The sequence below is a fragment of the Paenibacillus sp. FSL K6-1330 genome (assembly GCF_037976825.1).
Taxonomy (GTDB): domain Bacteria; phylum Bacillota; class Bacilli; order Paenibacillales; family Paenibacillaceae; genus Paenibacillus_AQ.
Map to the genome: position 1 here is coordinate 6,496,808 of NZ_CP150269.1, position 15,587 is coordinate 6,512,394.

The 15,587-nt window shown below is 49.4% G+C and carries 11 protein-coding genes; 1 reads left to right on the forward strand and 10 read right to left on the reverse strand.

All coding sequences use genetic code 11. The annotated features are described in order from the left end of the window. Window positions 1-9 precede the first annotated feature (9 nt). The 4 genes from NYE54_RS29710 to NYE54_RS29725 all read right to left on the reverse strand — a co-directional run bounded on the left by NYE54_RS29710 (window position 10) and on the right by NYE54_RS29725 (window position 8,281). Window positions 10-4,491: an amino acid adenylation domain-containing protein gene (locus NYE54_RS29710; RefSeq protein WP_339268143.1), complete on the reverse strand. Its 4,482-nt coding sequence runs from the start codon at window positions 4,489-4,491 to the stop codon at window positions 10-12. Window positions 4,492-4,525: 34 nt separating this feature from the next. After that, a complete protein-coding gene (locus NYE54_RS29715; protein ID WP_339268145.1) occupies window positions 4,526-5,548 on the reverse strand; it encodes a hypothetical protein in 1,023 nt (340 codons plus the stop codon). A gap of 463 nt (window positions 5,549-6,011) precedes the next feature. Further along, complete coding sequence (locus NYE54_RS29720) at window positions 6,012-7,304, reverse strand: homocysteine synthase (RefSeq protein WP_076325379.1); 1,293 nt, start codon at window positions 7,302-7,304, stop codon at window positions 6,012-6,014. Window positions 7,305-7,453: 149 nt separating this feature from the next. Then, window positions 7,454-8,281 (reverse strand): SDR family oxidoreductase, encoded by an 828-nt coding sequence (locus tag NYE54_RS29725; RefSeq protein ID WP_339268146.1) that lies wholly within the window; start codon window positions 8,279-8,281, stop codon window positions 7,454-7,456. Window positions 8,282-8,508: 227 nt separating this feature from the next. On the opposite strand from NYE54_RS29725, the gene NYE54_RS29730 reads away from it, so the two are divergent. Next, on the forward strand, window positions 8,509-8,766 hold the full coding sequence (locus NYE54_RS29730; protein ID WP_339268148.1) for a DUF3949 domain-containing protein: 258 nt from the start codon (window positions 8,509-8,511) through the stop codon (window positions 8,764-8,766). Window positions 8,767-8,845: 79 nt separating this feature from the next. Here NYE54_RS29730 and NYE54_RS29735 read toward each other — a convergent pair whose 3' ends face one another. The 6 genes from NYE54_RS29735 to NYE54_RS29760 all read right to left on the reverse strand — a co-directional run bounded on the left by NYE54_RS29735 (window position 8,846) and on the right by NYE54_RS29760 (window position 15,582). Beyond that, window positions 8,846-9,709 (reverse strand): ABC transporter ATP-binding protein, encoded by an 864-nt coding sequence (locus NYE54_RS29735; RefSeq protein WP_076325376.1) that lies wholly within the window; start codon window positions 9,707-9,709, stop codon window positions 8,846-8,848. Beyond that, window positions 9,702-10,544 (reverse strand): hypothetical protein, encoded by an 843-nt coding sequence (locus NYE54_RS29740; RefSeq protein ID WP_076325375.1) that lies wholly within the window; start codon window positions 10,542-10,544, stop codon window positions 9,702-9,704. Before NYE54_RS29740 ends, NYE54_RS29735 begins: the two co-directional genes overlap by 8 nt. Further along, complete coding sequence (locus NYE54_RS29745; protein WP_076325374.1) at window positions 10,525-11,214, reverse strand: RNA polymerase sigma factor; 690 nt, start codon at window positions 11,212-11,214, stop codon at window positions 10,525-10,527. Before NYE54_RS29745 ends, NYE54_RS29740 begins: the two co-directional genes overlap by 20 nt. A gap of 90 nt (window positions 11,215-11,304) precedes the next feature. Next, a complete protein-coding gene (locus NYE54_RS29750; protein ID WP_339268151.1) occupies window positions 11,305-13,506 on the reverse strand; it encodes an ABC transporter permease in 2,202 nt (733 codons plus the stop codon). Continuing rightward, on the reverse strand, window positions 13,499-14,368 hold the full coding sequence (locus tag NYE54_RS29755; RefSeq protein WP_076325372.1) for an ABC transporter ATP-binding protein: 870 nt from the start codon (window positions 14,366-14,368) through the stop codon (window positions 13,499-13,501). Before NYE54_RS29755 ends, NYE54_RS29750 begins: the two co-directional genes overlap by 8 nt. Before the next feature lie 308 nt (window positions 14,369-14,676). Then, window positions 14,677-15,582: an aldo/keto reductase gene (locus NYE54_RS29760; RefSeq protein ID WP_339268154.1), complete on the reverse strand. Its 906-nt coding sequence runs from the start codon at window positions 15,580-15,582 to the stop codon at window positions 14,677-14,679. Window positions 15,583-15,587: the final 5 nt, after the last annotated feature.

The window sequence follows — 15,587 nt, forward strand, 5'->3', positions numbered from 1 at the left end:
TCCGCCCCTTTATGAATTGAAGAGTACGTCAAGTTCTTCTTGTGCGAGCTTGACAGTCTCAAAATCAGAGGGCGTAAAATCAGTCTGTCCCCTGTCTGAGCCTAACTGAATAACTTCAGCCAGCCGCTGCATAAAAACTTGAATAAACGCGTCCATTGTATCCCGGCTGAACATAGCCTTGCTGTATGTCATGCGGACCTGGAGCCTCTTATCCGTAATCATGGCTACCACATCGACCAAACAGGACAACCTGTTGCTCGGGCATGTATCTCTTCCGGTATCGTCCCCGGCAATGGCGAGCACAGGGCTGTGTAAATGATTATCGATTTCGCCCATATAATTGAAACGGAGCAGGTTGCATCCCGTCTTCGGAATGCTGCCGGAACCGTATGCCAAGATACCATAGTCGATTCCTTTGTTTGGAATGGAGCGAAGCTGGCCCTTTATGCTCTTGATGATTCCCGCTGTTCTGGTTTCAGTCATCTGGAGATTAACGGGATACAGCGAAGTGAACCACCCGATGGTTCTGGATACATCCATGTTCTCGAACAGCTCTTCGCGTCCATGTCCCTCTAATTCGATCGTGATTTTCTTCTTGCCGGTAATTTCGCTCACGGCCATGGCCAACGAGGCGATCAGCAAATCGCTCGTTTGAGTTCGGAAAGCGGTATTCGCCTCCCCCAGCAGCCTGCTCGTCTCCTGCTCTGAGAGCTCCCGGACCAGCGTGCCGCATACGGCAATCCGGTCGTCATTCGAAGGGTAATCAGCATCCAGGCTGTCTTCTACGTTCTCTAAGACCGAATACCAGTAGTCAAGGTGTTCCAGCGCCTTCTCGGAGCCGTAAGCATCAATAGCATCTGACCAAGTTTGAATGGAATGCGTCTTATTCGGCAGGGTCCAAACCGATCCGGTCAAAACCGCTTGCAGCAGCCGGTCCAAGTCTTCCAGCATAATTCGCCAGGAGACTCCATCTACAATCAAATGATGTGCTGTCAGCAAAAGACGCTGTCCCTGATCTCCTTCATCAAATGTAAGAGCTTTGAATAGAAGGCCCTGTCCGAGCCGTACACTTGCTTTGAAAGATTCGGCTTGTTTCTTCAGAACCGCAGCCCGCTCTTTCTCCGGAAAGCTGGTCAGATCGAAGCGGGCAAGCTCTACGTCCCCGCGTCCGACCGTCCGGTACACCATGCGCCCTTGAGTTTCAACAGCCTGCAGCCTCAAGGTGTCATGGTGGCCGATTAATGCAAATAACGCATCGTGAAGCTGATCTGTTGTTATTGCCGGAGTTAGGCGAAGCAATACAGACTGCGCGTAGTAATGAGGATTGTTCCATTGTTGTGAAAAAAACCATGATGTAATCGGCAGTGGCTTAACTTCCCCGTAACTCGGCCCCTGCTCGATCGGAGCAGCCGTGTTTAGCTCAATAAATGCAGCCAGTTCTCGGATAACGGGATAACTCATAATTTGCTGCACCTTTAGCTGATAACCGGCCGCCTTGATTTTAGATACAATTTGTATTGCCTTGATAGAGTCACCGCCGAGCCGGTAAAAATTATCCTGAACCGTTATTTCATCCCTGCGGAGTACATCCTTGAATATATTCATTAACAGCGCTTCAACTTGACTGGTCCTTCCGGTCTCACTTGTTTCGAGGTACTGTTCCGGAGCCGGCAGAAGGCGCCGGTCCACTTTACCGTTCGGAGTAAGCGGCAATTGATCAAGACGGACAAAGTAAGCCGGTATCATATACGAGGGCAGTATCTCTGCTAGCTTCATCCTCAGCTCCAGAGCCGTAAGATGTCCCGTTGCGACGTAATAAGCGGCAAGCTGCTGCTGTCCGTCTTCTCCGATGCGGTCAATGACGACGGCTTCTTCAATACCGTTCATTTCAAGCAGCTGATGCTCGATTTCTCCCATTTCAATGCGGTACCCTTTAATTTTGACCTGATGATCGATCCGGCCTAAATATACGATGCTGCCACTATCGTGGCGTACGGCCAAGTCGCCCGTCCGATACATCCTATTGCCCGTAAGGAATGGGTTGGGCAGAAACCGGTCTTGAGTCAGCTCCTCCCTGTGCAAGTAACCCCGGGCCACTCCGGCCCCGGATATATATATTTCGCCGATCGATCCGTCTGGGACCGGCTCCAGCTGCCGATCCAGCAAATAAATCTGCACATTGTCAATGGGCTGTCCGATCGGAACGGAGACCCCTTCGTCGCTCGCCGGATCATACCGGTAAATCATGCAGCCGACTACGGTCTCAGTCGGTCCGTACTCATTGAGGATTTCAATCCCGCCCCGACTGTGTTCATGGATGTCACGAGCCAGCGAGCATTTCAAATCTTCACCGCCCACAATGAATGTCCGAACCGTATATTGGCTGAAATCCATGTCTCTGATGAGTGCCAGATGAGCCGGCGTCAGCTTGATAACTGTTGCCTTGTTGTCTTCCACAATACGTTTAACTATAAAGTCGCTCCCGTCATCTTCGTAGATTTCGATACGGCTGCCGCTAATTAACGGCGTAAAGATAGAGGTCACGGTCAGATCGAAAGCAATGGAAGAGTACAGCGCAAATACATCATTTTGCGAGCGGATATACGTCTTGCCAGCCCACCAGATGTAGTTCACCAGTCCCCTGTGTTCGATCATCGCACCTTTGGGATTGCCTGTTGATCCTGAGGTATAGATGATATAGACCAAATCATCTGGCGTAATCATAGCAGGCAAATTATGCCCGTCCTTGTTGTACAGACGTTCATCATCGAGTGCAAGAACCTCACCGTTGTAAGTAAGCTGCTCCCATTCCTTGCCATGAGTCAGCAGCAGGGAAGCTCCGCTATCCCTCAGAATATACTCGATCCGTTCTTTGGGATATTCGGGATCAATCGGCAGATATGCCATTCCAGCCTTGATTACCGCCCAGATCCCGACAACGATGGACAGAGAGTGGCGGCCCATGATAGCTGCCGGGGTGTGAGGGCTTATCCCTCTCTCCAGCAGTGTTCGTGCGAGCCGATTGGCGCGTTCATTCAGTTCGCCGTAAGTAAGCGATTGTCCCATGCATGAAACAGCAATGCGTTCCGAATTCCGCTCGACTTGTTCTTCGAACAGCTGCAAGATCGTTTGATGCGAGGGATATTCGCAATCTGTTGTGTTGTACGTATATAGAAGCTTCGTACGCTCTTCCGGCAGAAGCAGCTGCAAATCATGAAGTGCGGCATCGGGACGGCTCAGGACTTGATCGGTTAAATATAGAAGACGGCTATGTAGTTCATCGATTTGCTTCTCCGTGTAGTCGCCTTCTTTATAATCGAAGTACAGCTCCAGTTCTTCATTCGATGACCATTCGGTTACGATGAGCTGCAAGGAATACAGTTGGTTGCCGTTATTCACCTCAATTTGCTGCATTTTCCAACCAGGACCGAAGTTCCGGTCGAATGCCGTATTATAATAGTTCACGCACACTTGAAATAATTGGTCCAATCCCCGCTGCTGAAGCTGAAGATCCTGTACGAGCAAGTTGTAAGGATATTTCTGATGGAAATAGCATTGAATGAGTTCTTGGTTGACGTTATGTATGAACGATGAGAAGGACATCTCATGCTTGATGTCAATGAGAAAGGGCATCGTGCTGGTAAACATACCAAATGTATTTTTTTCTTTGGCCCCCGTACGATTCAATACAGGAGTGCCTATCAGGAGACGGTTTTGTTGATTCGCTTTGTGGAGATAAAGGAGCATCGTTGCTACAAAAAAGGTATTCAACGAAATACGATGGGTTTGTGCAAAGTCGCGGATGGCATCGGAAGCAGACTGGCTTACTAAGAACTTTTTGCGGTTGCCTGCGATGCCGATTGATGTAGTATGCAAATCAATGTCATGGATGTGATCAAATTTATGATTCCAATAGCTTTGATTTTTCGTAAAACGAGGGGATGATAAATACTTTTGCTCTTGTTCAATGTAATCCAGGTAGGTAGGTCGGGGTTCCTGAGGAACTTCCTCCCCCTGCATCAATTGCGTATAAATCTGATTGATGTGCGTCGTCATCAATTGAAAAGACCAGCCGTCCGAAATAATATGGTGGAATTTCGTAAGATACGCGCTTTCTGTGTCGCTGATTCTAACCAGTACAAAATCATACAATTGTTCTCCATCCAGTGGGAGCGGTTTGGAAAACTCGGCACTCACCCAGGCATCCACATCCGATTCTTGGGCCATAAAATCGATAAACGGGAACGTTTTCCTGCGGTATTCCATCACCGTCTGCAACACCGAACCGTCCTGTTCGACTAACCGCATACGGACGGCATCATTGAGCCGAATGAAATGATTAATGGCTTCCTCCAGCAAGGAAAAATCGACGGGTCCGTAAATTTTGATGAGTCCTCCGATGTTATGTATGCTCGTACCCGAGTATATATTTTCTACATACCAAATTCGTTTTTGCGGATGTGTCAGTGGATAGAGTTGGCATGTCTTCATAGAAATAACCTCCAATCGGAATAAGTTACGGATACTAGGAAACCACCCGAGGGTCCAGTGCATTCAAAACGGTTCCCAGTATTCGTTTTTCACTTTCCATGATGTGAGTCATCTCGCTCAATCCTTGCTTCAACATGCATTCGTCTCCGGTTAAGGCGTATTTCATCAACAAATGACGCAAAGCATATGCCTGCTCTTCTATTGGCCGGAAGCATTCTGTAAAATCTGGTGAAAGAAGTCCCTGATTACATAAATACTGGATCCGCAGCCCCATCATTTTCTTGTGTTCCCACAGAATGTGGATGGGCCGGATATCACGTTTACGAACAAGTACGGGCATATTGCGAATTAGTGCAGCATAAACATCGACACCGAATGCCGCCTCCAGTGGATTCGCCGTTCCCCGGTTGCGCAAGGAAATATTGCTGCCCGCCAAATATTCTTCCAGGGATTCTTTGATAAACGCTGCATCTAGCCAGTAGCTTCCCGATTTATTGAACTTGTAAAGGTAGATTTGTTCTTCATAGTTGTCCGTCCATTCGAGGTTTTGGAACCCTTGCTCCATTTCATGGTACGGCACCACGGTCTTCTGAAACTGCATTTCTTCATCGTAGCCGAGAACAAGAAACGTCCTTCTCGCATCATCGTAACCGTAAACCAGAATATCGTGAGCATAATGAGTATGTTGATAGACTCGTCTACGAGGGATATAGAACTCATCCACATAAAGAGAGATCGTATAGTTTGAACGGATACTGTTTATCAGAAATTCGATGATTCCAGGCGGTGAATCGAGCACGCATTCGCGCTCCAGCTTTTGTGTAATCAGCCAGGGACAGCGAATAAAATCTTCTCCGTAAAAGGTCATAGGCACTGAGCGTGAAGCGGCCTCTCCGTCAAGATCCTGATGACAATAGAGGTGGATGAAATTGCTGTAAAACCAAGGCAGCGCTTCATTTCGTGTAAGTACCGTACATAAGGGATATGCCAGATACTGATATCCGACAAGAGGCGGGATACTCAATTCAAGTTCCTTGCTACCCAAATCAATACTCACTTCTTTCTCGTTTGTTAATTTTTTGTAAAATAATGAAGCATTATATGAGTTTACCTAAAAATAATATAATAACTAATATATGTAATTCATACTCCCATAGATGTATTTTATTGTCAATATCTATTAAGATTTTTCATTTATACTTTTTTGTCGCCAAGTTATTCAACTCGAAAACAGCCGATCAGCTACAGGATCCGACAGGATCCGGCCTGTTCCAGAACTATGAAAATAGTCCTACTTAATGAAGTTATTCTGAAAACGTCCATCGATCCTTCTTCCCACGTCCCCTAACAAATAGAGTAGAAACATGAGTCTTGCTTCTAGGCTGAAACAGATTATTACAAGCTGTAAGGAAAGATTAACCCCATCTGGCAAGTCGCTCAGAGTAAAACAACAAAAGGCACCTTCCTCCAAAAAGGAAAGTGCCCTATATCTCAGTCATTAAAACTATATATAACAGCCTTTACTTCTGACTTGCCGCAATAGCTTGTTCCAGATCGTATAGTATATCATCGATAGACTCGGTCCCGATCGACAGACGCAGCAATTCCGGATTTACGCCCGCCGTAAGCTGCTCGTCTTCCGTCATCTGCTGATGCGTCGTGCTGGCCGGATGAATGATAAGCGACTTGGAATCCCCAACGTTAGCCAAGTGGGAGAACAGCTTCACATTCTCGATCACCTTCTGACCTGCCGCTGCCCCGCCTTTGATTCCGAAGGTCAGGATAGCGCCTTGGCCCTTCGGCAGGTACTTCTTCGCCAGCTCATGCGAAGGGTGACTCGGCAGCCCTGCATAGCTCACCCATTCCACCGCCTCGTGACTCTCCAAATACTTGGCAACCTTCAGCGCATTCTCGCTATGGCGCTCAACGCGAAGATGCAGCGTTTCCAGCCCTTGCAGGAGCAGCCAGGAATTAAACGGGGACAGCGATGCGCCAATATCCCGCAGCAGCTGTACGCGCGCTTTGATAATATAAGCAATCGGGCCTACTGCCTCCGTATACACAACGCCATGATAGCTTGGATCCGGCTCCGTCAATCCAGGGAACTTATTGTTTGCCGTCCAATCGAATTTACCGCTATCAACAATAACCCCGCCGATGGAGGTCCCATGACCGCCGATGAATTTGGTCGCAGAATGAACGACGATATCTGCTCCATATTCTATCGGTCGCAGCAAATACGGGCTTGGAAAGGTGTTGTCTACGATAAGCGGAATGCCGTTCTCATGCGCGATGGCCGCAACAGCTTCCACATCCAGCACATTGCCCTGCGGATTGCCGATCGTTTCGGCAAACACGGCCTTTGTCTTGTCATTGATCGCTTTTCGGAAATTTTCCGGGTCCGTGGAATCCACGAAATGCACCTTGATGCCCAGCTTCGCAAGCGTATTGGAAAATAAATTATAAGTACCGCCATACAAGCTCGAGGAAGAAACAATTTCATCACCTGCGCCCGCAATGTTGAGAATGGAGAAGGTGATGGCTGCCTGCCCGGAAGATGTCGCCAGTGCACCGGCACCGCCTTCAAGCGCTGCAATCCGCTTCTCAAACACATCCGTGGTTGGGTTCATGATACGCGTGTAAATGTTGCCGAATTCTTTAAGCGCAAACAGATTCGCTGCGTGCTCACTGTCTTTAAACCCGTAGGAAGTCGTCTGATATAGAGGGACGGCGCGGGATAATGTGGTCGGATCAAGCTCCTGACCGGCGTGAACCGCTAAGGTTTCAATGGAAAATTGGCGTTCTTCTGACATGGGTGTTTCCTCCCTTTTCTTCATATGGAAAGTATTATGGCTTCATAATTTCTCCCATTCTCTCATACTTTCCCGCATTTGAAAAGAGTTATAACCAACTAATTTCATCGGAATATTATAAATTATTCTGCATGCAGCTGGAAACCATCTTATTCCTCATCCGCTGCATACACCCTGCCCCATCCATATCCGGCTTCCGGGGACGTATCCTCCGGCATGCCCGGCAAGATTAAACCGCCGTCTATACGGAGATTGATCCCAGTAATGTAGGATGCCGCATCTGAGCAGAGCCAAGCAATCGCTTCCCCGATGTCCGACGGCGTGCCCAACCTTCCCAGCGGGATTTTTCTGCCGAGCGGCTCGTCCTCTGCCGATTGGTCCGGCTTGTGAACAGTCGCTCCCGGTGCCACGCAGTTTACGCGGATGCCATGCGGAGCCCACTCGAGCGCTAGCGATTGTGCGGCACGTATAAGCGCTGCCTTCATGCTGCCGTAAATGCTGTCCTTGGGATAGGCTCTCTCTCCCCGGGAGGACGTGATGAAGATGATATTTCCCGGAATTCCCTGGGCGATCATCTCCCGGACAGCATATTTGCTAAGCAGCATCGGTGCTCGAAAATCGAGATGAACCGTAATGTCCAGCGCGTCCTCCTCAAGCTCCGTGAGCTCGTCATAAAGGCCGATCCCCGCATTGTTCACCAACAGATCGATCCGGCCAAATTCCTCTATCGTCTTTCGTATCGTATTCTCCGCTTCACTGCGAACGGTCAAATCGCTTTGAATAATAAGAGGCGTCTTGCCATAGATATGACGAATATCCTCTGCTATGTCCACTATTCCATCTTTACTCGAATGGTAGGTCATCGCCAGCCGATATCCTTTTTCAGCCAAAACCTTGGCAATCCCCCGTCCAATTCCAGCTCCAGCGCCTGTCACCAACGCTACTTTCTCTATCCCTTGAATCCCTATGCTACCCATTCCTCTCGCTCCCTTCGAAATCCTGCATGCAGGCCACGATTACGCCGCTGTTCAACCTATACGCATACCGTGCCTACCCTTCCTTACCCTGTTCCGAAAGGGATGATTGGCTTTGATAAATAAAGTGAGCATCGTTATTATAAAAAGTTGAATCCTTACCGAGGTTAAATACGTATTGAATATTAATATGATTTTCCATAAACGATAATCTTTAGGAGGGTGTACTCATGAATTCTGAGTGGTGGATTGTTGGAAGTATTCTAGTCGCCGGATTCCTGTTTATGATTCCCGTGCAGTACCGCTATATTGCAGCGTTAAAGAATGATCCCCGGAAGCGAGGGGGCGATCAGGAAACGTATTACAACAAGATGTCGTTTCAAGAAGAACAGCTACACTACAACACGCAAATTATGTTTTTGCCTTCCACCATGGTTGCCTCGTGGATCTATAATTGGAGGCATAGGAAAAGAAACACGACCAAGTAGGCGCTTTCTTTCCAACGGACGAAACGCAAAAATCATCGCCCACAATAAGGGCGATGATTTCCCAAGATCCAAACTATTTTCAGCCGCGTCTAGCTAAAGCGTTCATATGTAGGAAAAAGGTATCCTCCAGCGTAGGCGCCTTCTCCACAAATTCGGGACCCGGCTGCTTTTTCCCCATCAGCCTTACTCTCATATGATGTTCCGTCATTTGAAAATGAATCAGCAGCTCCTGCGGTATCCGCTCGAAGGCTTCCAGATCGATTTCGCCTTCCCAGACGCTGGAGCTGGAGGCCACATTCAGTTTCCACTGGGTCGGTGAACCGATATACCGGATGCGACCGCGGTGTATCCATATCACGGTATCTACCGCCTCTTCCCACTCGTTCAGCTCATGGGCGGCCACGATCACCATTCGGCCCCTGGCGTATTTAGTCAAATACGTGATAAGGAATTTGCGTTCCTCAGCGTCCATGCCGTTTAAAGGCTCATCGAGGAATAGAAAAGAAGGTGAAGCCAGCAGCGCCTGCACGACGGCAATGCGCCGCTGCACCCCTTGTGACAAATTCTTGACCTTGCTCTTGCGGAAGGGCTCCAATCGAAAGTCCGTCATCAGCCTGTCAATGGCCTCAGGATTATAGATGCCCTTTAATTCTGCCATATAGGTCAGTAGCTTGCCGACCTTCATATCCCCATACAGCTCGATATCCGCCGGAACATATCCGATTTGACTGCGGATCAACGGCAAATGATCTCCTGCCCTGCGCCCGCTGTACAGAATTTCGCCTGCATCGGGTGCCTGGAGCGTGGTCAACAGCTCAATCAGGGTGGTTTTCCCAGCCCCGTTCGCCCCGACGATAAGGTTCAGGCCGGAGTGAATCTCCGCTTTGTCGATTTCAAGCCGGTACGTACCCGCTTGGCGTTCCAGTCCTTCAAGCCTAATCATTTGCCATTCTCCAAGCTCCGTTCAGCTTCAAGCTGCGTCCGTAGGAAGAGACGAGCAGAATCACTCCGATAACAAGCAGGGCCACGTCCGTCATCATTTTACCGCTCATCGAAACGCCGTGATCCACGATTTGTCCCTGAATTACGATCCACATTCCGTAGACCAGGACGGCCGAGATCAGTGAGACAACCATGCCTTTGCGAAACAGCATATACATCGCAGCCCCTCCCGTCACCAGCAGAATTCCCATCCACTCCAGAATAAAGGGTCCGAATAAAAAGCGAGAGCTTTCCGCCTGGATGGATCGCAGCCCGAGCGCGAGGGTGCTCAGCAAGGCCATTCCGATGACGATGCCGGTCACAAGCAGCAGACGGGTATACAACACAAGCGCCGGTGGATATGGGGTTAGGGTCTCCACAGCCCGCATTCCTTTATCCCAGGTTCGGCTGCTGAACAGCATCGATACAATCAGCAGCAGAGGGGTGATCAACGGGAAAATGCCGCCGGGCAATCCGGCAAACTGATCCAGTGGATACTCCGGATCGATCAGTAGAACCAACATGCAGAATACCGCGCCTGCTGTGAGCAGAATGGATCTTTGGTTCAATCGGATCTGACTCCGAAGAATCTGTTTTAATGAGGGCGGGTCGACCTGCGGATTAAAATCCAGCTTGGGGGACTCGGGCTCAATCCTGAGCTGATTGAACTCTCCCTGAAGAGACGCAATGAGCTGCGCCGTCTCATCCGGTGACGGCGATGGAAGAGCAGCGCGTCTGAGCGGGCCACGAAGCTCGTCTTCAAGTCTTCTCAATTCATTATCGAATGGATGATCCATGGAGGTACACCTCACTTTCTTTTACTTTGCTCTGCGAATCCGATTCTTCCGACTTGGAGCGGTTCCGAACCTGTTCCTGAGGGCTTTTCTCCCGTGTCCTTCGGGACGAACGGACGGGAACCAAATCAGAATGCTCCATCGATAATGTTTTCTTCAGCTTTCTCAAGCCGTTATATAAATGCGTTTTCACCGTACTTAGGGGGAGGTCGACCAGGTCGGCGATTTCCTGCAGCTTCAGATCATGAAAGAATCGAAGAGATATGACTTCCTGTTGTATATCGGGCAGGCTCTCCAGAGATGCTGCAATCTCCAGTGAGGTTTCCTGTCTTTCCACAAGTTCCTCCGCGCCGGGTGCAGGGTCGTATGCATCCGGCATCTCCTCACCCGCAAGACCTTCAGACCTATAAGATGCGCTTTTCCAATAATCCTTGCACATATTCAGAGCCACGCGGTAAAGCCAGGAGCGAACATGTTCCAGCGTGCCGTGCTGCTTCAGATGCCGAATGAGCCGGATAAACGTTTCCTGAACGATATCCTGGGCTTTTTGCCTATCAGCCAGCCTCTGGGTCGTATAACTGAGCAGCGGACCATGGTACCTCGTCACCAACATTTCAAACGCTTCCTGGTCGCCGGCAGCCATGCGTTCGGACAGCTGCTGATCGGAAATCATGCCTTTCCCCCCCTTTCTATGTGCATTCTAATCTTCCCACTATATCTATTTCTCAATTATAACCGACCGTGTGCAGGTGCATAGTCGTCATTATTTGACATTCATCATGGCATCCCATTTTTGCTGCCACTCTTTATACGTAATCGGGTTCTCCGGGCTTAAGTACGAATTTCGTTCGGTATCGGGAAGCATCAGCCCTTGTTGGTAAAAATGAACCAGCAGCTCTTTGACCTGATTCCCTCTGCCTTCTTCCAACGCCCTTCTGACTTGCTTAGCCATACCCATGCCTAATTTATTTTGAGGATCATCCCCGTCCCCATTCTTGAACAACAGTTGCTGTACCGACCGAAGGTTTCCGTATGCGGATCTCAGTTGTTTATCACTAAGCCCTTTCTCCTCCACGTAATACACATACCAGAAAAGACTGCTGATCTTGCCCCGCACATCCCGCTCTGGATGCTCAAAATAATAATTGAACCCCTCCTGGTTGCCGAACAGAACGGAGTTCATCCATTCGCCAGGCAGATTCATGAAGTTATATGTGTACTGGTTCGAGGACAGAATCAGACGATGGTGCACCCGGGGATTATTAAAACCGTGACCCAAATATAAAATCTTGTCGACGTTGCTTTTGAACTCGGGTACCCACTTGGAAAAATAGTCATACTTCTTTTTCATATCCTGCAGCATCGATACGGATGTTTTCTCCAGATATGGCGTTGTCACGATTGTGATCGGGAGATCAACCTGGTGGATTTCCTTCCAAAACTGACCTCCGTACAGGGAGATATTCTGCTCGATCTCCCCACCCTCGAACCGCTGGTAGCCGGGCCTTCGTTCCAGCTCCTGCATCCCCGTATACAAGGGTCCCGGATAACCTTCGACCTCCAGCTTCATCTCGCCGAAAGAATAACGCATCCGGCCAAATTCCCAGCCTAAATAAACGTATTCCGGAGGACCGTCTCCGTTATCACTCTTTAAATATACATGCTGATGACCGGGAAGCGGATACCAAGCGATATATCCATCCAGCTTAACTTCGGGCCCCACACTGTAAACCGAAAATTCCTCACGGGAGTACCCAGCCATAAAGTCCATGACCTTGCCTCTATATTCCAGCTCGGCTTGAATGTCCCCTCCCTTGGCATCGCCAGCCATCCTTACCGATATCCGCTCTCCCTGTCTGCGATAGGGAGCGTCAATGCCCTGGAGTTGGACACGCTCAAGCTCGAACATCCGGTTCAGGGTTAAGGGAAGCTGCCTCATGCCTGATAACTCGGAGGCGGGTATCGTTAGCTTCGCCCTTACGCGAAGCTCATCGTTTGACAGTCGTTTCAGCTTGATATCATAAGAAGAAACATGAAAGAAGGATATATTGTCAGGGTCATCGACATAAGAAACCGTAGGGTCTCCAAGCTTCGCATCAAATTGGGCATACCGATCCGCCCATAGTGTGCCGTAGGGTATGGCTGCGGCTACCGTCAATACGGCAGCCCCCAGCACGGCGAGCCATCCCGCTTTCCGCAGCATCGTAGGCCGCTTACGGTTTAACAAGAACAAACACACCGTTAGCAGCAGGAAAGTAAAGGCAAGCACGAACCACCGGGAACTCATTAAATCTTCCCTAAACAGACCGTACCCCCAATTCTCATATTCAAAGCGATTGGATTGAAGGAAGAATTGGTTGAGGTGAAACACTTGAGCCGGCATCCATCTTAATTCGGTGATGATATAAATTTCCATGAAAAATGTTCCAAACATCCATGCACAGAAACCGATCAAATAAACAATCCGGTTCGGAATGCTTGCCCCAAGCAGCATGGCGAGCGCGAGTGTCACCATATAGGAAACCTCGTACTGCACCGCAAATTGCATGGTATGCATCATCGCAATATCACCGGCTATCCCCTGGCTAACCGACAGGATATAGAATATAACCGACGTCGACAACGTGAACAGGGAAAAGTACAACAAACTGACCACATATTTCGACGACAACAAGGTAAAGAAAGACACAGGCAAGCTGTGATTCCATTCAAAGGACCTACGGCGAACATCCCGTCGAATAGACAAGATGCCAATTAGCATAGCCGGACCCAGGGTCATCGTATGACCCAGCATGTGGAATGAATAGGCCGCCGTGTACAGATTATGGTTCGGTCCATTGCCGCTTGCCGCCTGCAGCATCATAATGATGAACAGAATCGCATAGATGATCGGAAGTGAGGCAAACAAGGGATTACCGAACAAAAGCCTAAGTTCAAGGAGACTATGCCTCCACCACTTATGCATGACGATCCCTCCGCAGCAAGCTCAGATATCCATCCTCCAGCGTCGGATCCGCGGGAAACGCCCCTGCAACCGGGGCCGTTTGGCCGATAAACCGGCACAGGACGCCTTCCGGAACGGTTCGGGTAGATACGACGGACATGGGATCAATCAAGGCAAATTCATCCGGACTCATCACCGCTTCCCATACTTGTCCCTTCCCGCATGCCTGCAGTTCAGCCAGACTGCCGTTCATGGACAGTCTCCCCTTGTTCATGACTGCGATACGACGGCAGTTGCTCTCAATATCGGCGACAATATGGGTGGATAGCAGGACCGTCCGGTCGATGCTAAAGCGGGTTAACACATTGCGGAACCGGACACGCTCCTGAGGATCCAGCCCGGATGTCGGTTCGTCAACGATCAAGATATCTGGTGTTCCCAATAACGCTTGGGCAATACCCAGCCGCTGCTTCATTCCCCCGGAGTAAGTACGTACTTTTTTATCAGCCTTCCCCTGGAGATTAACCATCTCGAGCAGCCTGGAGATTTCCTTCTGTCTGGCACTCCGTTCTTTGATCCCTTTCATGGCCGCCACATAATCCAGATAATCTCGTCCGGTCAGCTGCGGGTAAATGTGAAAATGCTGCGGCAAATACCCGATCATCTGCCGAATCTCCTCCGGCCGTCCAATCGATATCCCGTTCACTCTCACCTGGCCGGAGGTCGGCGACAATAAGGTCGCCAGAATGCGCATCAGCGTTGTTTTGCCGGCGCCATTGGGGCCCAGCAGACCGGTCATGCCTGTATCCAATTGTAGAGAAACATCCAAGAGTGCCCATGCACCCTTGCGATAGGTTTTTGATAAATGCTCAATGGTAATCATTCTAGAATCCTTTCACCATTAACGATTATGGCATAAGCCGCGCGGTTTACGTTACTTGGAACGAACCATCGTCTTAAAAAGTTTGGCATTTCCAACGTTTTGACATCAATTCATTTTATAAGGTACAAAAAAGCCCGTGATCCTTTAAGCGGATTGCGGGCATGATCTATATTCACCTGATGTCAGGCTCTTATTCAGTTATTATAACATGCTAAGATGCGGTTCATCCGTAAACCTTCAGGACATAAATATTTCATGCCGCAAAAGATTAACGGGATGGATCATTCACGTGCTTATCGCATCGATCCTTACCGATGAGCCTCATATTGGTTGGCGCGACTGATCGCCTGGATCGATTGGATGCCCTGCGGCGATAACTCTTCCTTATTCCCCGCCGCCAAGTTATGCAGCAGCTGTTCAAGCGAGCTAGCTCCAGGGATGGTGCAGGCAACAGCGGCATGGGCCACAGCATATCGAATAGCCAAATGGGACAAATCCATGCCAGGGCCAACCTCTTCAAGCCTCTTGAGTATATCAAGCAGCTCATTTTTGTTGTAATCCAGATAGCCCTTCTCGGCTTTGGCTTGTCCGCGGTCCGACAATATGCCGCGGGCAACGGGTCCTCGTGCAATGGCGGATATTCCGTTCTCAGCAAGGAGATCGAGCACCTCTTCCTCCGGTCTCCGGTCCAGGATGCTGTACTGACTCATGACGCTGACGATATTGGATTTTCCGACATACTCGCGGATGACGTTCGGCCGGATGGACGAGATGCCGTAGTATCGAATCCACCCTTCCCGCTTCAGCTCTTCAAAAGCTTCAATCGTCTCGTCAATCGGATCATCAAGCGTCCCCCCATGAAGCTGATACAGATCGATATAATCCGTACCGAGTCTGCGAAGACTATCCTTGACAGCGGATTTGATGTAGTCCTTGGAAGGATCCCATACTAAGCCATCCTTACCCGGTACACGACGGTTGCCGACTTTGGTGGCGATGATCACATCCTCGCGCCGACCTTGAACCGCTATGCCTACCAGTTCCTCGTTACGGCCTTCGTCGTACAGATCCGCCGTATCCAGAAAATTCACGCCCCGGTCCAGCGCTTCGTGGATAAGCTTTACGGCTTGTCCCTCATCTGTACCCAGTGACATACAGCCCAGCCCGATTTCGCTTACATACAATTCCGAAGATCCTAGCTGATTGATTCTCATGCTTG

Coding starts and splice junctions, on each gene's coding strand:
- NYE54_RS29710 (WP_339268143.1), bottom strand. CDS start 4,491: ATGAAGACATGCCAACTCTATCCACTGACACATCCGCAAAAACGAATT.
- NYE54_RS29720 (WP_076325379.1), bottom strand. CDS start 7,304: ATGTCAGAAGAACGCCAATTTTCCATTGAAACCTTAGCGGTTCACGCC.
- NYE54_RS29725 (WP_339268146.1), bottom strand. CDS start 8,281: ATGGGTAGCATAGGGATTCAAGGGATAGAGAAAGTAGCGTTGGTGACA.
- NYE54_RS29730 (WP_339268148.1), top strand. CDS start 8,509: ATGAATTCTGAGTGGTGGATTGTTGGAAGTATTCTAGTCGCCGGATTC.
- NYE54_RS29735 (WP_076325376.1), bottom strand. CDS start 9,709: ATGATTAGGCTTGAAGGACTGGAACGCCAAGCGGGTACGTACCGGCTT.
- NYE54_RS29740 (WP_076325375.1), bottom strand. CDS start 10,544: ATGGATCATCCATTCGATAATGAATTGAGAAGACTTGAAGACGAGCTT.
- NYE54_RS29745 (WP_076325374.1), bottom strand. CDS start 11,214: ATGATTTCCGATCAGCAGCTGTCCGAACGCATGGCTGCCGGCGACCAG.
- NYE54_RS29750 (WP_339268151.1), bottom strand. CDS start 13,506: ATGCATAAGTGGTGGAGGCATAGTCTCCTTGAACTTAGGCTTTTGTTC.
- NYE54_RS29755 (WP_076325372.1), bottom strand. CDS start 14,368: ATGATTACCATTGAGCATTTATCAAAAACCTATCGCAAGGGTGCATGG.
- NYE54_RS29760 (WP_339268154.1), bottom strand. CDS start 15,582: ATGAGAATCAATCAGCTAGGATCTTCGGAATTGTATGTAAGCGAAATC.